Source organism: bacterium (genome assembly GCA_016702305.1).
Lineage (GTDB): Bacteria > Electryoneota > RPQS01 > RPQS01 > RPQS01 > JABWCQ01.
Window position 1 is genome coordinate 256,539 of the sequence record JADJEH010000009.1, and the last position, 21,669, is coordinate 278,207.

23 protein-coding genes are annotated in these 21,669 nt (G+C 58.8%); 19 read left to right on the forward strand and 4 right to left on the reverse strand.

What is annotated here, in order from left to right; genetic code table 11:
• The first annotated feature begins 1 nt into the window (after position 1).
• From IPH10_09870 to IPH10_09935, 14 genes are all read left to right on the forward strand, one after another.
• Positions 2-493: a DinB family protein gene (locus tag IPH10_09870; protein MBK6911220.1), complete on the forward strand. Its 492-nt coding sequence runs from the start codon at positions 2-4 to the stop codon at positions 491-493.
• Positions 490-978: a DinB family protein gene (locus IPH10_09875; GenBank protein MBK6911221.1), complete on the forward strand. Its 489-nt coding sequence runs from the start codon at positions 490-492 to the stop codon at positions 976-978. The genes IPH10_09870 and IPH10_09875 overlap by 4 nt, the downstream gene beginning before the upstream one ends.
• A gap of 48 nt (positions 979-1,026) precedes the next feature.
• Entirely contained in the window at positions 1,027-1,308 is a 282-nt protein-coding gene (locus IPH10_09880; GenBank protein ID MBK6911222.1) for a helix-turn-helix domain-containing protein, read from the forward strand.
• Positions 1,309-1,349: 41 nt separating this feature from the next.
• On the forward strand, positions 1,350-1,799 hold the full coding sequence (locus IPH10_09885) for a PIN domain-containing protein (GenBank protein MBK6911223.1): 450 nt from the start codon (positions 1,350-1,352) through the stop codon (positions 1,797-1,799).
• A 7-nt stretch (positions 1,800-1,806) separates the two neighbouring features.
• A complete protein-coding gene (locus tag IPH10_09890) occupies positions 1,807-2,622 on the forward strand; it encodes an alpha/beta hydrolase (GenBank protein ID MBK6911224.1) in 816 nt (271 codons plus the stop codon).
• Between the two features lie 124 nt (positions 2,623-2,746).
• Positions 2,747-4,096 (forward strand): L-lysine 6-transaminase, encoded by a 1,350-nt coding sequence (locus IPH10_09895; GenBank protein MBK6911225.1) that lies wholly within the window; start codon positions 2,747-2,749, stop codon positions 4,094-4,096.
• 79 nt (positions 4,097-4,175) lie between these two features.
• Positions 4,176-4,913, forward strand: a complete 738-nt coding sequence (gene rsmI, locus IPH10_09900) for a 16S rRNA (cytidine(1402)-2'-O)-methyltransferase (GenBank protein ID MBK6911226.1) — start codon at positions 4,176-4,178, stop codon at positions 4,911-4,913.
• Between the two features lie 85 nt (positions 4,914-4,998).
• On the forward strand, positions 4,999-5,820 hold the full coding sequence (gene lgt, locus IPH10_09905) for a prolipoprotein diacylglyceryl transferase (GenBank protein MBK6911227.1): 822 nt from the start codon (positions 4,999-5,001) through the stop codon (positions 5,818-5,820).
• The gene (gene tmk / locus IPH10_09910; GenBank protein ID MBK6911228.1) at positions 5,810-6,439 is read left to right on the forward strand and encodes a dTMP kinase; all 630 of its coding nucleotides are present in this window, start codon (positions 5,810-5,812) and stop codon (positions 6,437-6,439) included. Before lgt ends, tmk begins: the two co-directional genes overlap by 11 nt.
• 11 nt (positions 6,440-6,450) lie before the next feature.
• Positions 6,451-8,127: a S41 family peptidase gene (locus IPH10_09915; GenBank protein ID MBK6911229.1), complete on the forward strand. Its 1,677-nt coding sequence runs from the start codon at positions 6,451-6,453 to the stop codon at positions 8,125-8,127.
• 6 nt (positions 8,128-8,133) lie between these two features.
• Positions 8,134-8,931: a sulfite exporter TauE/SafE family protein gene (locus tag IPH10_09920; GenBank protein MBK6911230.1), complete on the forward strand. Its 798-nt coding sequence runs from the start codon at positions 8,134-8,136 to the stop codon at positions 8,929-8,931.
• A 69-nt stretch (positions 8,932-9,000) separates the two neighbouring features.
• On the forward strand, positions 9,001-9,864 hold the full coding sequence (locus IPH10_09925) for a phosphoribosylaminoimidazolesuccinocarboxamide synthase (protein ID MBK6911231.1): 864 nt from the start codon (positions 9,001-9,003) through the stop codon (positions 9,862-9,864).
• Between the two features lie 693 nt (positions 9,865-10,557).
• Positions 10,558-11,379: a hypothetical protein gene (locus IPH10_09930; protein MBK6911232.1), complete on the forward strand. Its 822-nt coding sequence runs from the start codon at positions 10,558-10,560 to the stop codon at positions 11,377-11,379.
• Between the two features lie 147 nt (positions 11,380-11,526).
• Positions 11,527-11,721, forward strand: coding sequence for a hypothetical protein (locus IPH10_09935; GenBank protein ID MBK6911233.1), 195 nt, complete (start codon positions 11,527-11,529; stop codon positions 11,719-11,721).
• A 370-nt stretch (positions 11,722-12,091) separates the two neighbouring features.
• Here the strand turns inward: IPH10_09935 and IPH10_09940 are convergent, their stop codons facing one another.
• The 4 genes from IPH10_09940 to IPH10_09955 all read right to left on the reverse strand — a co-directional run bounded on the left by IPH10_09940 (position 12,092) and on the right by IPH10_09955 (position 16,141).
• Positions 12,092-12,529, reverse strand: a complete 438-nt coding sequence (locus tag IPH10_09940; protein ID MBK6911234.1) for a DUF1569 domain-containing protein — start codon at positions 12,527-12,529, stop codon at positions 12,092-12,094.
• A gap of 50 nt (positions 12,530-12,579) precedes the next feature.
• Positions 12,580-14,403 carry a DNA helicase RecQ gene (recQ, locus tag IPH10_09945; GenBank protein ID MBK6911235.1) on the reverse strand — a complete coding sequence of 608 codons (1,824 nt, stop codon included), beginning with the start codon at positions 14,401-14,403 and terminating at the stop codon, positions 12,580-12,582.
• Between the two features lie 171 nt (positions 14,404-14,574).
• Entirely contained in the window at positions 14,575-15,366 is a 792-nt protein-coding gene (locus IPH10_09950; protein MBK6911236.1) for a UDP-2,3-diacylglucosamine diphosphatase, read from the reverse strand.
• A gap of 334 nt (positions 15,367-15,700) precedes the next feature.
• Positions 15,701-16,141 carry an Hsp20/alpha crystallin family protein gene (locus IPH10_09955; GenBank protein ID MBK6911237.1) on the reverse strand — a complete coding sequence of 147 codons (441 nt, stop codon included), beginning with the start codon at positions 16,139-16,141 and terminating at the stop codon, positions 15,701-15,703.
• 392 nt (positions 16,142-16,533) lie between these two features.
• Here IPH10_09955 and IPH10_09960 point away from each other — a divergent pair, with 392 nt between their 5' ends.
• From IPH10_09960 to IPH10_09980, 5 genes are all read left to right on the forward strand, one after another.
• Positions 16,534-17,301 carry a hypothetical protein gene (locus IPH10_09960; protein ID MBK6911238.1) on the forward strand — a complete coding sequence of 256 codons (768 nt, stop codon included), beginning with the start codon at positions 16,534-16,536 and terminating at the stop codon, positions 17,299-17,301.
• A gap of 3 nt (positions 17,302-17,304) precedes the next feature.
• The gene (corA, locus tag IPH10_09965) at positions 17,305-18,399 is read left to right on the forward strand and encodes a magnesium/cobalt transporter CorA (protein ID MBK6911239.1); all 1,095 of its coding nucleotides are present in this window, start codon (positions 17,305-17,307) and stop codon (positions 18,397-18,399) included.
• 134 nt (positions 18,400-18,533) lie between these two features.
• Positions 18,534-20,492, forward strand: a complete 1,959-nt coding sequence (locus IPH10_09970; protein MBK6911240.1) for a S9 family peptidase — start codon at positions 18,534-18,536, stop codon at positions 20,490-20,492.
• Positions 20,489-21,082, forward strand: a complete 594-nt coding sequence (locus tag IPH10_09975; GenBank protein MBK6911241.1) for a DNA-3-methyladenine glycosylase I — start codon at positions 20,489-20,491, stop codon at positions 21,080-21,082. The genes IPH10_09970 and IPH10_09975 overlap by 4 nt, the downstream gene beginning before the upstream one ends.
• Before the next feature lie 23 nt (positions 21,083-21,105).
• Positions 21,106-21,669, forward strand: a complete 564-nt coding sequence (locus IPH10_09980; GenBank protein MBK6911242.1) for an NAD(P)H-dependent oxidoreductase — start codon at positions 21,106-21,108, stop codon at positions 21,667-21,669.

A 21,669-nucleotide genomic window follows, 5' to 3' on the forward strand; every position in this document is an offset into this window, starting at 1 on the left:
CTTGAATGAACTCAGTTCGCATCTTGTGCAGATTCGCAGCGCCTTTGAAGGTCCGGCGTGGCACGGACCTGCGCTCCTCGAAGCACTTGACGGGGTAACGCCGCATGTGGCCAAGCGGCGCTGGGTGGATGGTGCGCACACGATATGGGAGATTGCGCTGCACACGGTGGCTTGGAAGCGGACGGTGGTGAAGTTTCTGGATGGCGCGGAGAAGATCGTCGTCGAAGAAGACGAGAATTTCCCACGGCCGGAAGCGGGTGACGAGGCCGAATGGGGGCACGTGCTGAACGAGCTGAAAATCGCGCAGGCCGAATTTTTGGCAACGGTGTCGCGTTTCGGCAATGCTCGGCTCTATGAAACACCCAAGGGCCGCGAGTGGACGTACAATACGTGGATATTCGGCGTGGTGCACCACGACCTATATCACGCAGGACAAATAATGCTGCTGCGCAAAGCGGCGGAAGCGGAAATACAGGGGAGCCGCGTAAAATGAGCACAGCCAATACACAAGTTCAGCGCGTGATTGCGGAAATGAAGTTCGCCTTCGAGGGTGACGAAACCGGCGAGAATCGCTTTCAGCCGGCGATCTGGCCACTGCTGGCCAACGTTGATGTGAAGCGCGCTATGCATCGGCCCATTCCGGAGGGGCATAACATCTGGGAGTTGGTTCTGCACCTGATCACTTGGAAGCGCTATATCACGGTGCGATTTCAGGATGAGCAGATGACGGTAACGCCGGACATGGACTGGCCGCCGCTGCCGACGCCGACGGAGACGGCTTGGCAGGCTACCAAGGACGAACTGTTGCGGGCGCACCATGAGATGATTGCGGCCGCGGAGCCGCTGACCGACGACATGCTGGATGCTCCAGCCGCGAATGGAAAAGTCGCACGTTACGGGATATTTCATGGAATTATTCAGCACGATCAGTACCACGGGGGTCAGATCGCGCTGTTGAAGAAGGCGAAGCTGAGGTAACGAGCCACCTCGTTCAGTCCCCCGCCGTGGGGGAAGTTTGAGACAACCATGCCGAATGAAGAGTATTTGACGACGGCGGAAGCGGCGACGCTCTTGAAAGTCAGCCGGGGAACAGTCTGTTTGCTGGCCCGCGAGGGCAGTTTGCCGGCCGTGCGGGTGGGCAAGCAGTGGCGAATTCCACATGAGGCGCCCGAACTGTGGCTGTACCGGCAGAAACAAGCTGGGCTGCGGGCGCGTTCAAGGAGCAAGGATGCGAAAGGCGCGCGGGCCAAGCGGTCGGGATTTGAAGATTTGCTGAAGGTGGCCGGGGCGATTGGATACAAAGGGTGACCCCCCGTTGACCTCTTGCGTTTTGCGGGGAGATCCAGAACATGCTGAAGTGTATTGACACGTCCATACTGCTAATTGCCACGGACACAACGCATCCGTTGTCGGCGCGCGCGGCGAAGTTCTTGAAGAGCTGCGCGGGCGAGCCGTGGGTGACGTGCGTGTGCTATGCGAGTTTGGTTAAGTGGAGTGACCGCATTACGTCCAGCGCGCACTGCCAAGCGCCGATCGCGGCGGGCGCGGTGCAAAGCGCTTTGGACGCGATGCTGAAACGGCGCGAGCCGCTGGTGCTTTACGAAGATGAACAGATTTTGAAGCGTGCTTTGAAGTTGGTTGAAAAGCACGCGGTGCTGCGCAACCGGCTGCACGAAGCGCAAGTGGCGGCCACGGCGCTGGCGCACGGTGTGGGCACGATGGTGACGGCGGATTCGGCACCGTATCAGGCGGTGCGCGACTTAACGGTCGAGAACCCGTTTGAAACGTTGTTTGCGTAAATAGCGCGTGGCAAGCTGGTTCGACGTCGCGGGATTTGGCTATCAGGAGTTCTCCGCGGGCGGTGTGCGGACCTTCGCGATTGTGGAAGGACGCACGGGCGGCGTTCCGTTGGTGCTGTTGCACGATGTGCCGGGCGCGTCGTTTGTGTGGTCCACGACGGTTCAGGCCATTGGGCGCGAGCGGCGGATCATTGCACCAGACTTGCCGGGTTGGGGCCGGTCGCACAACCGGATCGCGCCGAAACAAACGGTCTTGACTCCCGAGGCCTTGCGCGGCTGGCTGGTTGAAGTCATCCAGGCCCACCAATCGGAGCGCAGTGACATCGGCGGAATTGGCGCTGGCGCGTGGCTTGCATTGGATTATCTGCTTGGCCATGCCGCACAGGTGCGACGGATCGCGCTGCTGAATCTGCGGCTTACGGATCGCGCACCGCAGCGCTGGCCGTGGCAGAAAAGAGTTTGGACACGCGAACGACTGCAGAAGTGGTTTGATCGCGAGACCGGCCTAACGGAACCGGCGCGGACGGCGGCCCAACCGCAGTTTGACGAATTGCTGGCGGGCGGATGGCACGCCCGGGAGTCGCCGGAGTTTCCTGTCAATCTGTTTCGTGACCGTGTAACGAACTATGCGAAGGCGTTGCGGTCGTTTGACGGTGAAGTATTGTTGGGTTGGGGCCGGCGCGCATCAGGTTATGACGAACGCGCCGCGGCGCAGTTGGCGCAAGGTCGGGCGGTAGTGGTGTGGAGCGAGGCGGCGGATTTCCCGATGTGGGATCAGCCGCCGCAATTTCAGGCGGAAATCACGGATTTTTTTCAATCATGAGATATGTGCGCATGGATTACCGCGCGCTGACGCAGCGCAATACAGGCTCCACGGATCCTCCGGTGGAGACGGGGTGTATTGTGTTTAGGCCGTCAATTCTTAACATGTGAACAGGAGGTACATTATGTCGCATATCACGCCGCAGAACGTCCACGAGACGCTCTCAAAATACATGCTGGCCGACGGGTTCGACCTGGTCTTTGACCTTGACGACTCGCGCGGCACGTTTTTCCACGACTCGCGTCACAACCGCAAGTTCATGGACTTTTTCAGTTTCTTTGCTTCGAGTCCGGTGGGCTTCAATCATCCGAAGCTGACAACGCCGGCGATGATCGAGAAGCTCGGCAAGCTGGCCGTGAACAACATCACGAATTCGGATCTTTACACCGTTGAGTTCGCGGAGTTCGTTGACACGTTTTTCAAGATCGCGATTCCGCCGCAGTTCAAGCATTCCTTTTACGTCTCGGGCGGCGCCCTCGGCATTGAGAATGCGCTCAAGGCTGCAATGGACTGGAAGGTTCGGAAGAACTTCAACAAGGGCTACCGTCGGGAGATCGGCACGCAGGTGATGCATTTTGACGAGTGCTTCCACGGGCGCACAGGCTACACGGTTTCGATGACGAACACGGCGGACCCGAACAAGTATAAGTACTTCGCGCGGTTTGATTGGCCGCGTGTGACCAATCCGAAGCTGCGCTTTCCGCTGTCGGAAGGGCATCTTGAGGAAGTCGAGCGCAAAGAGAAGCTCGCCATCGAGCAGATGAAGCGGCATTTCATTGAGCGCCGCGACGAGATTTGTGCCATCATCCTCGAGCCGATTCAGGGCGAGGGCGGGGACAATCATTTCCGTCCGGAGTTCTTCCGCGATCTGCGCAATTTGGCTAACGAGAACGACGCGATGCTGATCTTTGACGAAGTGCAGACGGGCGTCGGCTTGACGGGCAAGATGTGGGCATGGCAGCATTACGGCGTGGAGCCGGATATGTTCTGTTTCGGCAAGAAGTCGCAGGTGTGCGGTTTTATCGCCGGTCCGCGGATTGACGAAGTGGAAGACAACGTGTTCAATGTGTCGTCGCGCATCAACTCGACGTGGGGCGGCAACCTGATTGACATGTTCCGCTTCAAGACCTATCTCGAGATCATCCAGGAAGAGCGGTTGGTGGATCATGCGGCGGTGACGGGCGAGAAGGCGCTGTTCATGCTGCAGAGCGTGGCCAACGACTATCCGCAGATGGTTTCGAACGTGCGCGGGCGCGGCCTGATGTGCGCGTTCGATTTGCCGACGCCGTCGCTGCGCAATCGTCTGGTTGATGCGCTGTACGAAAACGGCCTGTGCATGCTGCCGTCGGGCACGCATTCGGTCCGATTCCGTCCGCCGCTCAACATTTCGGAAGCGGAAATCGCCGCCGGCGTAGACGTCATCCGCAAGTGTACGGGTGATATTCTTGATCAGGTGCATCTTCAACCGGCTTGAACCGGATTTTGATGCGAAACCATAATGACCGGGGCCGGGGGCTCGCGAGTGCGAGCCCCGGCCTTGTGTTTTTTCAGTCGTGAGCGACGCGCCGCAATTCCCGGCCGGGAGTCTGGCCGTCGTAGCGACGCCGATCGGCAACTTGGGCGACGTGAGTTTTCGCGCGATCGCGACGCTTAAGTCCGCCGATCTGATTTTGTGCGAAGACACGCGGCACTCGAAGCGGCTGTTTGACCACTATGCGATTCAAGTTCCGACGACGAGTTACGGGGCGCATAATCTCAAGAGCAAAGTCGCGTGGGTGCTCGAACAGTTGGCGCAGGGCAAGCGTGTGGCGCTGGTGAGTGACGCGGGTTCACCGGGCATATCTGATCCGGGAACGCTGCTGGTGAGCACGGCGATTGCGGCGGGTTATCCAGTGTTCAGCGTGCCGGGTGCGGCGGCGCTGGTACCCGCGCTGACGCTATCGGGTCTGCGCACGGACAGATTTGTATTTGAAGGTTTCCTGCCGCACAAAAAGGGTCGGCAGACAAAACTGAAGCAGCTTGCGCTCGAACCACGCACGATCGTACTCTACGAGAGTGTGCACCGGATTCAGAAGACGCTTGGCGAGCTGCACGATTATTTAGGGAATCGCAAAGTGGCGGTCTGCCGCGAATTGACCAAGCTGCACGAAGAGATTGTACGCGGCACGCTGGCCGACGCGATCGCGCATTTTCAGAAGAATGATCCGCGCGGCGAATTTGTCGTCGTAGTGGCGGGTGCGGATGATGCGGAGCCACAGGAAGAAGATTCCGGTGAAGAATCGCTCTACTAAATGGGCGTTCGGGGCACGCGCAGACAGGTACCGCGGATAATCAGATTTATTTTCATACCTCTTACCTCTTACCCTATTCCTTCCGTTGTTCCCAGAATTCTTTAGAATTGGTTCGTTTCCGCTGCACAGCTATGGGTTGATGCTGGCGATTGCATTTGGGTGCGGCTTGTGGCTATCCTCGAAGCGCGGGCCGCGGCGGGGAATATCCGGCGACGACATCACGAGTATTGCGACGGCGTCTCTGCTGTTGGGGTTGGCCGGTGGGCGAGTCGCATATGTTGCCACGCATTGGCGCGAATTTGAAGGCCGCCTGCTCGATATAATCTCGCCGATTCAAAGCGACGGAACGATCGGGATTGCCGGTTTGGTCCTGCTGGGCGGCGTGGTGGCGGGCTTCGCGGGCGCGTATTGGATGGCGCGCAAACGCGGTGCGGCGTTCCTGAATGTGACAGACATCATGATCCCGTCGCTGGCTTTGGGCATCGGATTCGGACGCGTCGGCTGTTTTTTGAATGGCTGTTGTTTCGGATTGCCCAGCACGCTGCCGTGGTCGGTGGTGTTTCCTGAATCGTGCTCCGCGGGATCGGTTTTTCCGCATCAGCATATTCACCCGACGCAGCTTTATGAAACGATGGCGATGGTTGTGCTCTTCGTTTTCCTGTTGTGGCGCGATCGGGTACCGCTGGCACAGGGGGCCCTGACGGGCTGGTTTTTGGTGCTTTACGGGGTATGGCGCTATTTCGTTGAGGGGCTGCGCTGGTACGAGGAGGGGATGGTCTATGGAGCCCTTGGCGAACACCGGGTGACTTTTTCGCGGATCATTTCGGCGGCCATGATTGTCATCGGGCTATATTTAATTCGCCGCAGGCCATCTGACCCCTCTTCCCCGCCCGAGCATGTTCATTAGTTTTGAGGGCATAGACGGCTCGGGCAAGTCCACGCAGCTTTCCCGCGCGGAAGCGTGGCTCCGGGGCTTGGGCTATGACGTATTGCTGACCCGTGAACCGGGCGGGACAGCCGCGGGTGAGGCGATTCGTGATCTGTTGTTGAATCCGCACAGTAAGTTAACGGGCCGCGCCGAGTACCTGCTCTACTCCGCTTCGCGTGCGCAGCTCGTGGACGAGATTTTGCATCCGCATCTGTGCAAGCCGCGGGCGGTCGCTCTGGTGGACCGGTTCGCCGATTCATCCACGGTTTATCAAGGCGCGGGCCGCGAATTGGGGGTGGATGAGGTCGAGGCGGTGACGCGATTCGTGACGGGGAACTTAGAGCCCGATTTGACACTCTATCTGGATGTGGACTACGAGACATCGGTAGCGCGGCGGGCGGCGACGGGCGCGGCTCCGGACCGGCTGGAGCAAAGTCCACGGGATTTTTTTGAGAGGGTACGGCAGGCGTATCTTGATCTATGCGAGCGGCATAGCAAGCGCATGACACGCATTGACGCGCGCGCAAGCGCGGATGAAGTTTGGACGCAGGTGCAGGTGGCGATAGCCGCGCACCTGCCGCATACACAAGGCGGGTGAAGGACATGAAGGTGAAGAGACAAGCGGTGTTGGGACTGATGCTGATCATGCCGCTGACAGTGTGGGCCGAGGCTCGCACGATGTCAGCGGACGAACTGTACTCCAAGATCAGCCACAATATGGGGCTGTTCGGGGATATTTATCGCGAGATCAGCTTGCGCTATGTGGATCAGATTGATCCGGACGAATTTGTGCAAGCGGGTATCGCGGGAATGCTTGAGACGCTCGATCCATACACGGTTTACATCCCCGAAGAGGACAGCGAAGATCTGGACGTGATTACCTATGGTAAGTACGGCGGCGTGGGCATCGAAATCGGGGTGCGCGGCGAGGACAAGATTTTAACCGTCATCAGCGCGATGGACGAATCCCCGGCGCAGCGCGTCGGCATTCGCAGCGGGGACAAGGTGATGGAGGTGGACGGGCATTCGATGGTCGGCATGACGACTCGAGACGCGTCGCGGCTGTTACGCGGTGAAGCAGGCACAACCATCAAGATTAAGATTGAACGCACCGGCGCGGCGGAACCGATCGAATTTGAGCTGACGCGACAGGTCATCAATATCAAAGACGTCGCATATAGTGGTTTCGTGGAGCCGGGAATCGGCTATATCAAGCTCGCGCATTTTTCGACGCGGGCGCAGGGCGAACTGGACGCGGCGCTGTTGGACTTGCAGGGCAAGGGAATGGAAGCGCTTGTGCTGGATATGCGGGGCAACCCGGGCGGCCTGATGAGCTCGGCAGTTGGTGTCTTGCAGAAGTTTTTGGACAAGGGCGAGATCGTCGTTTCAACAAAGGGCCGCACGGCGGACGCCAACCGCACTTTCAAGCTGGCCAGCGATCCCGCAGCGCGGGATATTCCGTTGGCGGTGCTGGTGGACGGGGGCTCGGCGTCGGCATCGGAGATTGTGGCGGGTGCCATTCAGGACCTTGACCGTGGCGTGTTGATCGGCGAACCGACGTTTGGCAAAGGGCTGGTGCAATCAGTCGTCTCGTTTGAGACCGGCGAAGCGCTTAAACTGACCACGGCGAAATACTTCACACCATCGGGACGTTTGATTCAGAAGGTGGATTATTTCGGCGACGACACGACGTTGGTGATTGCGCCCGTAGGAGAGCTGTCGGACACGGGCTTCACAACGCGCAATGGTCGCCGCGTTGAGGGCGGGGGCGGCATAATTCCCGATATCGTAGTCGAAACGCCGCAGCCGGAAGCGTTGGGGGTAGAGCTCTGGCGGCAAGGGGCGTTTTTCGATTTTGTAAACGAGTATTTAGCCAACGACCCGCAGGTCATGGACGCGTCGGTGTCGGAGGCGATGCTGTCACGGTTTGGAGATTGGCTGACCGAGCGCGACTTCAGCTATGCGGTAGACGGCGAGAAGGAGCTCAAGGCGCTGCGCGAGATTATCGCGACAGTGGATGCCGATGGCGTGGCTGAAGGCGATTTTGCGCATTTGGAGCACTATCTTGAGCAGGTGCGCGATCACGATTTTGAGAAGGAACGTCCGTTTATTCGCCGTAGTTTGCAGACGGAGTTAGCGAACACGCTGTATGGCAGCACGGGCCGCATTGAAGCGAGCTTTGACAGCGATCCGCAGATTCAGCGGGCGGTGGAGGTTCTGCGTGACTCCACCGAATATGGCAAACTGCTGGCGGTGTCCGACAGCACGCATGCCCAAGGAGAATAAGCTCAGTTGTGGCTTGAGATCAGCGGACTGTTTGTAGTGGGGGTTGTGGCCGGCGTGCTCGGGGGCTACCTCGGGATTGGCGGCGCGTTGGTCATCACGCCGGTGTTGTTGGCGCTGTCGGCGGCGCAGCAGATACCGGAAACCGTGCGCTATCCGCTGGTGTTCAGCTCGACGCTGTTCGCGATATTCGGCGTGTCGGTATCGGCGGGACTATCTTACGCTCGCGCCGGCCGTGTGTACTGGCCTGGCTTCAAGGCAATTGCCACGACGGCGCTGCTGGCGTCGTTCGTCGGGTCGTATCTATCCACGCGCTCATCGCCGGACGTGCTGCGCGTGTTTTTTGCTTCGTTCGCTCTGCTGAGCGCCGCGATGTTTGTGTCACCGATGAAGGGTCATGTCGGCGGCGAATTTCACTTTCGCGCGTGGCCATTCGCGGCGCTGGGCGTCATCACGGGTTTTCTCTCGGCGTACATTGGCGTAGCGGGCGGCGTGCTGATGGTGCCGGTGCTGATGTTTCTCATCAAGTTGCCGCCGGAATACGCGGTCGGCACGAGCAGTATGGTCGGCGTGGTCACGGCCTTAACCGGCGTGACCGGTTATGTGATATCCGGGTGGAATGCTCCCGATCTTCCGTCTGGCACTTTCGGCTATGTGTATCTGCTCTATGCCGTGCCGATATTATTGGGTTCACTACTGGGCGGCCCGTTCGGCAGCAAGCTCAACCGCGGCGGCGATTTGCGCGTGTTTCGACTGTTGTTCGCGGCGTATCTGGTGATTATTGCCGTGCGCATGCTTTGGAAGTAGCGACCGTCCCTCGACATCCCCGTTCGCGGGGAATTCAGTTTTTCCCTTCTCCCCCACTCTCCTCAAACTATGACCACCACAACATTGCGGCTGCTGGGTCGCGGAAAAGTGCGCGACATTTACGATTACGATGATCGTCATCTGGTATTTGTGACGTCGAATCGCGTTTCGGCGTTTGACGTTGTGCTGCCCACGCCGATTCCGAACAAGGGCTCGGTCTTAAACTCGCTTACACGGTTTTGGATGGACAGATTCTCACGCCTCGTGAAGAATCACGGAGCGGGCGGCGACTATTCGGCCTTTGTCCGTGATTTCGCCGCAACGCTGGATGGAACCGCGCCGGGGCAGGTAGAAGTTGTGCGCAAGGCGGAGATGCTGCCTGTTGAGTGCGTGGTACGCGGCTTCCTCACCGGATCGGGTTGGAAGGATTATCAGAAGACCGGCGCCGTGTGCGGTCATAAGCTGCCGCACGGCCTGTCGCACTGTGCACAATGTCCCGAGCCGCTGTTCACGCCTGCGACGAAAGCCGCGACGGGTCACGACGAGAATATTGACTTCACGCGCATGTGCGACATCGTGGGCGTCGAGACGGCTACGAAGCTGCGTGATCTGTCTCTGAAGATATACAGTGAAGGCCGCGACTACGCACGAAAGCGCGGGATTCTGATTGCGGATACGAAATTTGAGTTCGGCATGATTGACGGCGAGTTGGCGATCTGTGACGAGGTGCTAACGCCGGACAGTTCGCGCTTCTGGCCCGCGGATGACTATGCGCCGGGCCGCGATCAGCGCAGCTTTGATAAGCAGATTGTGCGCAACTACCTTGAGACGCTCGAGTGGGACAAGACGCCGCCGGGGCCGGAACTTCCGACTGAAATCGTCGAGCGCACCGCGCAGGCATACGCGACCATTGCCGCGAAGTTGATGGCATAGGTGGCGGATTTGGGGTGGGTCTTTAACGGCCTGCGGATGCGATTCTCAGTGTCGCGGACGCAGGCCGTTGCATTTGCGGACATTCCATCCGGACTTGCCGGGAACGGGCGTATCGAGGGTTGCGACCCTGCGAGCCCATGGGTCGGGGGCGGGCGGATGGGGGGGTGTTTACGGCGTGGCCGATGCGCATCCACGGCAGCCTCACGGCAGTGACACCCGCCTTCTTCGAGGTCCTGGAGGTGAGATTCAACGCGGGATGCTGGTGGTCGGGCATGCCACGGACGCCATGGCGCGTTTCAACCAAGGGAACGACCTGCGGATTCGCTGACGACTGTAGCATTGCGCCGTCCGAAGACGTGGTGATCAAAGTAGGCATACCGACCAGTGGCAACTGGTCGTTTTCGCTCTGCGGCTCGCTTGGGTGGGGGAGGCGTGGGGGGGGGGGGTGTCGGGGGGGGATCGTTTAAACCTTACTGCGCGGCTGCTGCACATGCGCAGATGAAGCGCTTTGCGACAAAACGACCAGTGGGTTGTTGGGGTGGTCGGAGGCGGACGGACTGCCGCGGGGGCTGCTGCACCGGAACGGCAAATGATTGCGTTGGAACTAAAGGCCTTCGGGCGCAAGGCGAGTGGCAGGGGGGACTGCGGCGGGCCGGCCTGATGGGGACAGCTCGTGGGCCGATGGATTGGTGATTGCGATGCGTCAGGTTCAGACAGAATCGCGCAGGCCAGGCGGAATCCATCCTTGAGACGGCCATTGAGGTTGCAGGCAGCGATCTGCGAGCGAGCCTGGTAACATTCCGTGACGAGCGTGTGCTCCATCCGCTGACGCGACAACCTGTGGGCCGGCGGCTTACGGCAAACGGCGGGCTCGAGCTTCCAGAGGCGTCGGCGGTCGCGTTGCGCGAAATTATCAGCGGCGACGGCGAGTGTGTGGTGGGCAGCGGTTTCACGACGCCGTTCCGCAATGGTGCGACTCGACTGGTGATCTTGATTACGGATGCGCCGAATGGCGGCTGCGACGACCTGGAAACACCCGATGACATCGAGTATGCTCATCAATGCGCGTTGGATGCGGCGAATGAGGACATCGCGATTTCGGCGGTGTATGTTGCGGACGGTGACTTCGAAGGACCAATCATCGAACAGATGCGCGACTATGCGTACACGACCGGCGGCCTGTATGTCGAAAGCGGCAACGGTGACAACTTCGCTGCCGTGTTATCGGGGATCATCTCGATGTGCGGACAACAGAATCTGGTGCTGACGGGGGGGGGGGGGCGACGTTTGATATTCTGTGTGGTGGCCAATTCGGATGAACCGGGGGAGCGCAGGGGCGGCGGGGCGGGGGAATGGACAACTCTCAGGGCGCGGGCGCACAATTGGAGGCTATGGGCATCTGTGCGTAATGCTGCCGGGTGCGGATCTCATGGTGGTTGGCACGCGCGCACCGCAGTTGACCTGCAGATCCCGTGGGCGGCGGGTGTATCACGTTTCGTGCAATTGCACGCTTGACAAATCAGTCGGTGGATCAGGAAGACATTTGCATTGAAGTGCCGCAACATGGAACTTTCAGGGCGGCGGCGGGCGATAAACTGCGAATGAGCGTTTGCGCCGTACCGACCTGTCATCCAACGCATGAGGCGATCGCCGGAGGCCGAAGTGCGCCTGCAAGCCGGTGGCGGCGAAGGCGGCAGCGGTTCGGTTGTCGGTGCCAGCCTTATTCAAATTGGTGACTTGGCGCCGGGAGACAGTCTGGAAGTGGCATTCCTTGTGACATTTGATCCGGCACGGAACCTTGCGGTCGATGGCGGGGCATCAGGGGGCCAGGTTATCAGCTCAGCGCAGTGGTTTTGACGGGCGGACGGGAAGACCTGGCCACATCTTCGGCGATTGCTCTAAGTCAACCGGTCGTGATTTCGGATTATGCTCTTTTGCCGAACTTCCCGAATCCGTTTAACGGCCAAACGCGATCCGTGCGACGATGTGACGGGACGGCGTCGGGACCTGTTCCATGGCGCGGTCGGCCGGGCGGCATACGCTGCGCTTTGACGCGGATGGTCTGCCCAGCGGTGTGTATCTTTGCCACATGCAAACGGGTGACTTCTCCACGCGCCGGAAGCTGCTGCTTCTGAAGTAGTGCGCTGGAGCGGGCGGCGACTCAGATAGGCACAAATCCGAAACAAGCCCGAGTTGGCGGGCTTTGTTGTGGGAATCGGAGCGGGCATCAGACGCCGAATTGTTTCAGATGATGTTCGAGATGAGTGTAATGAACCTTGGCCCACTGTGCGGGTGTCATCTGACCGACCCACGGGCTCGGGCCGAAGGTGTGGCGGCCCGGTTCAGCGAATCGTCTGACATACTCCAGCACGCGCGCTTTGTCTTTGGCAAAATCTCCGGCGGGTCGTTTGAGGTACTCCGGATCGGTCGGTGAATTTTTCGGCAGCGGCATATTGCACAGCAGCCATCTGCCGATCGGCGAGTTCATGAAACCTCGGCGGACGGTGACGGGGCGCTCGGCGAATGTCACCTCGAATATATCAATCATGTGCGCGAGCATCTGCCCGGCGGTCATCTTTCCCCATTGGGGTTTGGTGCCCGGTGTGAGCCGTTCCAGCCGCGCCAGATGGTCGGCGCGATTCATGGCGTTGAGTAGAGTGGGCATGCGTTAGTCCTCGATGTGCGGACCTAAGATAGGCAGTTGGCGGCAGGCTATCAAGCGGCTACGGCACCAGGAGAATGATCACGAATGACGGTGAGAAGCCGTTCGCCGAACGCCGCGACCTTTTTCTCGCCGATCCCAGCGATGCGCAACAGGGCCTCGTACGAACGCGGTCGGTAGCGGGCGAGGTCGCGCAGGACCGAATCGTGCAGGATAACATAGGGCGGCACGTTGTTTTCGACGGCGATATTCATGCGTTCGGTGCGCAGCATGTCAAACAGGGCGCGATCCACATTTTCCCAATCGGCTTCGCCTCTGCGCGCGGGCTGGTAGGTTTTGCCGCGGCCTTCACCGCTGTCGTGGCGGAGCTGGGGAGTGATGAGACCTTGAATCACCTGCCGACCGGCGGGCGTGACCGATAGCGTGTGGAACTCTTCCGCAGAATCGAGGTACTTCTGCTGCACCAATTGCCGGATGAAGCTCTCGATTATCGGCAGCGTTTGATCATTCATCAAACCGTACGTCGAGAGCTGGTCGTGCTTGTATTGCAAGACCGTTTTGTCCTGCGAACCCTTCAGCACTTTGGCGACGTGCGATTGACCGAAGCGCTCGCCGAGCCGAATCACGCAGCAGAGGATCATTTGCGCGAGCTTGAGCGGATCGTCCACCCTGTGCCGCGAGTCGGGAGACGCGACAACGGCGTGCGAGGATTCGCAGATATCACACGCTCCGCAGCCCTCGCCGAGATAAGGCTGGTCGAAATACTCGACCAGATGCCGGTGACGGCAGCCCTCGGTACGCGCATAGTTGAGCATGAGCTCGAGTTTCGTATTGGCCGTGGCGCGTTCGGCGGGCGGCAGTTCCTCGAGGAAACGCTTCTGTTTGATCAAGTCAGCGACGGAATAGAGCAGAACGCACTCGGCGGCCAGACCGTCGCGGCCCGCGCGACCGGCTTCCTGCTGGTAGTTTTCCAGCGACTTGGGCAACGTGGCATGCACGACGAAACGCACATTGGATTTGTCAATCCCCATACCGAACGCCACCGTTGCGACGATGACGTCAAAGGCGTCACGCAGAAAACCGTCCTGAACGCGTTTGCGCTGCTCCGCGTCCATCCCGGCATGGTAGGCGCGGGCGCGAAAGCCGCTCTTGGTGAGTTTTCCGGCAAGAGTTTCGGTGTTGGAGCGCGATAGGCAGTAGACGATACCCGCTTCGCCGCGGTGCCGACGCAGAACATCTTCGATCTGTCTTTCCGTGCGGGTGCGTTGCGCGGCGCTGTAGATTAGATTGGGACGATCAAACGACCCGACCAGCTCGAGCGGCTTCTCGAGTTTGAGCTGGGTTGCAATATCTGCTCGCACGCGCGCGGTAGCGGTGGCCGTGAGTGCCATGACCGGCACCTGCGGGAAGAGCGCTTTGAGGATCGCGAGTTGGCGGTACTCGGGGCGAAAGTCGTGACCCCACTGTGAAATGCAATGCGCTTCGTCCACGGCGAACAGCGCGATCTTGAGCGAGCGCAGCGCGGCCTGCGCATTGTCGAGCGCGATGCGTTCGGGTGAGAGATAGAGGAGTTTGAGCTTTCCGGCACGGGCATCGGCCAGCGTTTGGCGATTGGTGTCGCTGTCACTCATACTGCTGATGGCCGCGGCGGGAATACCGTTGGCGTTGCAGGCATCCACCTGGTCTTTCATCAGCGCGAGCAGCGGCGAGATGACGACGGCCACACCGTCGCGAGCGAGTGCTGGAAGCTGATAGCACAGGGATTTCCCGCCTCCGGTCGGCAGAATAATCAGGACATCGCGGCCAGACAGCGCGGCTTCGATGGCCTCGCGCTGGTGGGGGCGGAAGTCATTGTATCCCCAATGTTTACGAAGCAATTCGGTGGTGGTCACAGGGATGCGGGTTAAGTGAACACATGGACAATTGAACAAATGTAACGATTGTCTCAGAACTTGTCAAGCGGTCGTCCCATAGACGCAACAAGAAGCCCCCAACCTGAGGGGCCGGGGGCTTTCCGTTTACTGAGATCACTGTCTCAGCGTTGACAATCAGATCATCGAGGTCATGACGACGCGCGGGTCCACCCGCAAAGAGCCACGGCGTGTGCTCTGGTCCTGTTGCGTCAGATAGTCCTCGACATAGGTATGGACGACCGACGGGTAGGTCATTCTGATGTTATTGGCATCCCAATCCAGCAGCACGCCTTCGGCGGCGGTGTCCATGAACGAGCCGGTGTTGATGTAGGTACGGCCATCCTCGGCGAAGACTTCGCGGTGATGCACGTGGCCGCAAATGACGAAGCTCAGATCATGTTTGGCGGCGTAGTCGAGTGCCCGGCTGCGGACTTTGCGAATGACGTTCAGCCACGACTTGCTGCTGTATTTGACATATTCGCTGAAGCGGTTGCTGCGCACGCAACGCTGAATGTAGTAGTAGGTGCGCGAGGCGAGTTCCGTGGTCAGCGGGTATTTGCGGATGAAATTATCGAACTGGTGACCGTGCAGAATGCCGATGCGTCCGTGGGGCGTGGGGACGATATACTCGTCGAGCGTTTCGTTGAACAGCGGCAAGATGTCGGCATCGTGGTTGCCGCGGATCCAGACGACCTTTTTCTTACGGTTGTGCAAGTCCCAAATGGCCGACAGGACTTCGCGGTGCGGGCGGCGCAGTCGGTGCAGGTTGGGATTATCGTAGGTATCACCGTTAATGACGAGCGTATCGAAACGGGTATCCCGGAGGATGTCAAGGATGCCGCCGACATTGCAGTTGGGCGAACCCAGATGCAAATCGGACAGGACGAGGAGCGAGCCTGACGTTCTCAAGGGCAGCGTTTGGGTCATCTTCCTCCATGCGGGTCGGCAATGTGCACGTTTCTGTTTGAAACGCCTGAAGATAGGGACAGCACGTTAGCGGAAGATTGGGGATCGAGTTAGGTTTCCGTAAACTTATGTTGTATTGGCATGAGCAGACTCCGCTACCCAAAAATTTCGCGGACGGAACTTAGGGGAGAACGAACAATGAGACAACCCCGGCCATTGGCCGGGGTTGTACTTTTTAGGACTGCCGTGTCGGGCCGGAGGCCCGACAAAGGTTATCGCGCGTCGCGGGAGACCGGGAGACACTGCGCCTCAGGGATTACGCAGCACAACCGGGTCCAGCGCTTGCGCTGGTTGGCTACTTGGTAAGTTTGATGGTGCGGCTCTTGGCCTCTTCGGCTTTGGGGAGCCCGATTTTCAGGACGCCGTCGGCGTAGCTCGCGCTGACTCGGTCGGCGACGACGTTGTTCGGCAGACTGAAGCTGCGCTCGAACTTGCCGTAGCTGCGCTCGACGCGGACGAAGTTGTCCTTGCTCTCCTTGATTTCGCGCTTTTTCTCGCCCGAAATCGTGAGGATGTTGTTGTTGAGCGTGATCTGGATGTCTTCTTCGCGCATGCCGGGCAGCTCGGCGTGAATTTCGTAGCCGTCCGGGTTCTCGGCAATGTCCACATCGGGCGCCCAACTGCGCAGGATGCCGCCGGTGCGGTTCCAACCCATCAGGTCGTTCAGAACTTCGTTGAGGTCATTGACCGGGAAGCTGGCTTCCATGGTGCGGGGGATGTACTTGGTGATCTTCATGGTTTTCTCCATTGTTTTGATCGTTGCGTTTGGTGCGTGTTTGCCTAAACCTAAGGCAATGGAGATGCCAATTATCTAAATTATTAATATATTTTAATTTAAGAATGTTGATTGCGAAGCGACCTCTGTATTGTTGGCAGATGAAGCTGCGATTTTGGCAGGAGTTATGAAAATGTGGCAGATAGTGGCAGGCTAAACGTCCGATAGTAGATCAAGCGACTTGGCCGCCGAACTCGCGGGAAAGTCGCGGCGAGCGGCTGTCCGTCCGCGTTCAGTGCAAATCCGGCAAGTTCAAATAGGGCCTCAGGTTGCATCTTCGGTGGGGAGTCGGTATCTTTTCAGATTGTATACTACATGCGAGTTTCCCCCCGCTCACCTTGCCCCAGCCGACCATGACTTCCAAGAAGCTCTGCCCGCATTGTGTCAAAGTCATTCCGTGGAAACACCGCTTCAAGCAGAAGTGCCCGTTTTGCTTTCGGCCGCTTAGACGGCGGAGCGAAGGCGATCGCGGCACCATAGCGGCATTCTTTGAAGATCGCGGCAAGTGGTGGTGGTTTTTCATTCTGTTGATCATCACGATCGTGGGCGCGATGCTCGGGCAGTTGATTGGTCACCATCCGTCACTGCTGAACTTCATCGGCGAGCACCCGTTCATGTACGGATTGACGTTGTACTATCTGTCGTCGTTCGCCTCGATTATTTCGCGCATTTATGTTCCGTTGATGCTGGGCGCACCGCGGATTTTGCGGCGTGAACGCGTGCAGATCTCGCAATACAAGGTTCTGACCGGCGTCGGCATGGTGCTGGGCGTGATTTTCTCGGTGGTCGTGATTGGCCCGGGCCAGTACTTTGTGATGTTTCCGGCGAGCGTATTCCTGTTCACGATTCCGATAGCGATCATGTGGGCGTACCTGGCGTTGGTGTTGCAGGAACCGGACTACGAAGACGAACGCGTCTGGTCTTTCCTCACGGAAATTGGCGGCGGGGATCGGCTGGATCATCGGCAGAACGGCTATTACGTGCTGATCGGTGTGCCGCTGGCCGCGTTGATTTTTTACTGGGGAATGCAGAATCAGTGGATTTACCATTGGTTATCGAATTCGCAGTTGCTGGGAATGTTCCGCGAGCTGTATTTGCGGACGACAGGCCGCTGGGAGTAGCCGGTGGCGCAAGGTAAGTCGCGAACCCGCAGGCGGCACCGGGCTGTCCCGACGCAGCACAAGGCCGGACTCCCGCCGGGCAGCGTGGTGTATGGAGGGCAGCCGCGCAGCGCGGGTCCGATTTTGCGGGTGATTCGCTACGACAATCAGATCTTCGACGAAAGGACGCTGAACTCAGCAAGCGAGATTCCGTTGATTCTGAACCTGCCAGACGTGAAGTGGTTTGATCTGGAAAACCTGGCCAACACCAAACTGCTCGAACAGATCGGCCACTGCCTGAAGCTGCATCCGCTGCTGATCGAAGATATTGCCAACACGAATCAGCGAACGAAGCTCGAAGAAGACGGCGACCAACTGATCGCGTTTGTGCGCGACTTTGAGCGCGATGGCGAGCGCGGCGAGCTAACCGACGCGCAACTGGCGATTACGCTTGGCACAGGCTTCATTTTTACGTTTTGTGAAATAGCGCCGAGTGAGTTTCCGATGCTGCGTGAACGGCTGCGGATTGGCCAAGGCTCGCTTCGGCAGAGCGGTCCGGACTACCTGCTCTATCGTATGCTCGACATGCTTGTGGATCAGTACTTCGTGATTCTTGAGCAGGCGGATGACAAATTGGAATCGTTGCAGTCGCGCGTGCTCGACTCTCCGGGAGACCGGGACATTCTGCCGGAGATATTTGAAGCGCGGCAGGAGCTGCTCATTTTGCGCAAAAGCATTCTGCCGCTGCGGGACGTGTTGAGCGCTCTGGAGCGGCGCGAGACGGAGCTGATCCACCCTGTGACACGCGCGTATTTCCGCGACGTGTATGACCACACCCTGCACGTGGCTGAGTCCATTGACACGCTGCGGGATTTGCAGTCCGCATCACTCGAAGTCTACCTGTCGCGGCTGTCGCTCAGGCAAAATGACGTCGTGCGTGTGCTGACGGTTATCTCAACGATTTTTCTGCCGCTCACGTTCATGGCGGGCATTTGGGGCATGAACTTTGAGAATATGCCCGAACTCACTTGGCGCTACGGCTATCTTGGCGCGTTGGCTGGGATGGCGATTCTGGTGATCGGCATGCTGATCTACTTCAAGCGGCAGAAGTGGCTTTGATTCCGTCTGCGTCAATCCTTGCCCCGCCTGTTTCGCATTCTTGTTTCTCACTTCCTAATACTCCTCCCATGGCAAAAACCTCGCGCGCTCCCAAGAAGGTCCCCGTCTCTATTCATGATTTCAAGAAGTTTGTCATGCCCAAGTCGCTCGTGGTGTCCCCCGACGGCCGACTGGCAGCCTACACACGGTCATGGACGGACGAGAAGCAGAACAAATCCTTTGCTAACCTACATGTGCTTGATTTGAGCACGGGCGAGTCGCGGCAATGGACCAGCGGTGAACACACGGATCGCCATCCAGTTTGGTCCCGCGACGGACAGTGGCTGACGTTCTTCCGGCATGAGAAGGGCGAAGACCGCATCTATCGCGTGCGGCGTGGTCTCGGCACACCGGAATTGCTTTGGAAAGGCCGGGGAGTGCTGGCCGGTCTTGAATGGGGCTGCGAGGATAGCTGTCTGGTGGTGAAGTTCCGCAAAGCCGATCCGGACAAGGACGCTGAACAGGCGATCGCGGACGGCCGCGTGCCGGAAGGCAAGGCGCCGGTGCTGCGCCGCATCACGCGGGTCTTCTATAAGCTCGACGGCGCGGGTTTTCTGCCGCAGGACCGCTTCCACTTGTACAAGTTCGACCTGAACTCCAAGCAGTGGTCGCAGCTCACAAAGGGCGACGCCGACGACGGTTCGTTCGCGATTTCCGCGGACTCAAACGTTGTGGCCTATGTTGCCAACGCGCACAAGGATCCGGATCAGAATCCGTATGACAATGACATTTGCCTCATCAATCTTAGGAGCGGCCGCCGGAGCATGGTGGACGGCCCGCAAGGCGAGAAGGGCAGTTTGAGTTTTTCACCCGACGGCAAGTGGCTGATCTATCTTGGTCATCACAACAAAAAGGACGCGTGGGGCGTCGAGCAGCTGCATCCGTGGCGTGTTGATTTGCGGACGGGGAAGGTCAAGAACCTCACGCCGGACTACGATCGTCAAGCGGCGGATCTTGCCTTAGCCGACATCGGTTTCGAGTTTGAAGAGGCGCGTGTGTGCTGGAGCGGCGATTCGAAACACCTATTTTACCCGGTTTCGGATCGGGGCGACGTGGTGATTGTGCGGACGCCGGTGAATGGCGGCGAACCGGAGAAGTTCTTCAAGACACCGGGGCAGGCCGCGCTTTACGACATCCAGAGCAACGTGATGGCGGTACTGCACGCGGACTTCAAGTCCCTGGGAGACATTTACGTTTGCGGCAATGTGCAGAAGGGGGCGGCCTTTACGCGGGTGCTGCGGCACAATGTCGAGTATCTGAATTCGATAGAGACTGGCAAGGTTCAGGAATTCTGGATATCTTCGACGGATAAAGCGCGAGTGCATGCGTTCCTGTTCACACCGGCGGACTTCTCGCCGCGCAAGAAATATCCGGCGGTTCTCTTCATTCATGGCGGTCCGCGCGCGCAATACAGCCGTGTGTTCTTCCACGAGATGCACATGTTGGCGGCGCAAGGCTATGTCGTGTTATGCCCGAATCCGCGCGGCAGTCAAGGCTATGGCCGGGCGTGGGCCGAGTCCATTGTCAACGCATGGGGCACGAAGGATTGGGAAGACGTGGACGCTTGCGCCGATTGGCTCGACGACCAGAAGTTTGTCGCCAAGAACCGCGTTGCGATTTGCGGCGGCAGTTACGGCGGCTATATGACGAATTGGGCGTTGGGACACTCGCGGCGCTTCCGCTGCGGCGTAACGGATCGTTCAGTCGTTGAGATGCGCGCGTTCGCGGGCACGTCTGACATTGGTTTCTTCGATCACACGGAATTCGGCGGCCACTATTGGGAAAACCCCAAAGGTTATGAACGCATGTCACCGTTGACTTATGCTGACAAGATTCGTGATCCGCTGCTGATCGTGCATAGTGAGAACGATTTGCGCTGCGCGATCGAGCAGGCCGAGCAGCTTTTCGTGGCCTTGAAGGTGCGCGGCCGCAAGGTCGAGTTCGTGCGCTTTCCGGAAGAATCGCACGGCCTGTCACGCGGGGGCCGTCCGGACCGGCGGGCAGCGCGCATGGAAGCGTATGTTGACTGGTTTGCGCGGTACCTGAAGAAATGAACAAAACAGTTACGCGCTGCGGTTGGCCGGGAGCGGACGAGCTGATGCAGGCCTATCATGATACGGAATGGGGCGTTCCGGTAACGGACGACCGGAAGCATTTTGAATTTCTGCTGCTGGACGCGTTTCAAGCCGGGCTGTCGTGGCGCACGATTCTGCACAAGCGTGAGAATTTTCGCAAGGCCTTCGCGGAATTTGATTACAAGCGCGTGGCAAAGTTCGGTGACAAGGAGTTCGCGCGGCTGATGGACGACGCGGGTATCGTGCGCAACCGGTTGAAGATACTGGGGACGATTCAGAATGCCAAGATGCTGATTGAAGTTCAGCGCGAGTTCGGGAGCTTCAATGAGTATATCTGGCAATTTACGAAGGGCAAGCAAATCAACAGCAAGATCGAGACCATGAAGCAGATTCCGGCCAAGACGGCAGTGTCGGATGCGATGAGCAAGGATCTGTTGTCGCGCGGTTTCAAATTTGTGGGCTCGACGATCTGTTATGCGTACATGCAAGCGGCGGGGATGGTGAACGATCATGAGACGAGCTGTTTCCGGCACAAGGCCTGCGCGGCGCTGGCGCGGAAGATGAAGTAGACGTTTGTCACGGAATGAGGGTTATGCGAATTGCACTGCTACCCGGCTCCCTGCGAGCCGGTTCTTATAACCGCAAGTTGGCGCGCGTGGCGGCTGATGTTTTGGCCGGGCGGGGCGTCGAGACGGACTATGTTGATTTGAAAGAGCACCCCATGCCGCCTTACGACGGCGACATCGAAGCGGCGAGCGGGCTGCCGGACGCATGCTGGAAATTCAAGGCGCGTATTGCGGCGGCCCATGCCGTGGTGATCGCAAGTCCGGAATATAGCGGCGGCATTCCGGGAACGCTCAAGAACGTGCTCGATTGGAGCACCCGCGGCGGGTCGAATCCGTGGGACGGCAAGGTCGTGCTGTTAATGGGTACGTCAGGTGGTCCATGGGGGACGAATCGCATGCTGCCCGCGCTGCGGCAGGTGATGGCGATCATGGGAGCGGTTGTTATTCCGCAGTCGGTGACCATACCGAACGCGGGTAAAGTGTGGGATGAAAGCGGTGCGCTGTTGGATGAGACTCTGCCCGGCCGGGTGGAGAAGGTGCTGGGGAATTTGTTGAATGTTACGCAGAAAATGACCGGAGAGCGACTTTAG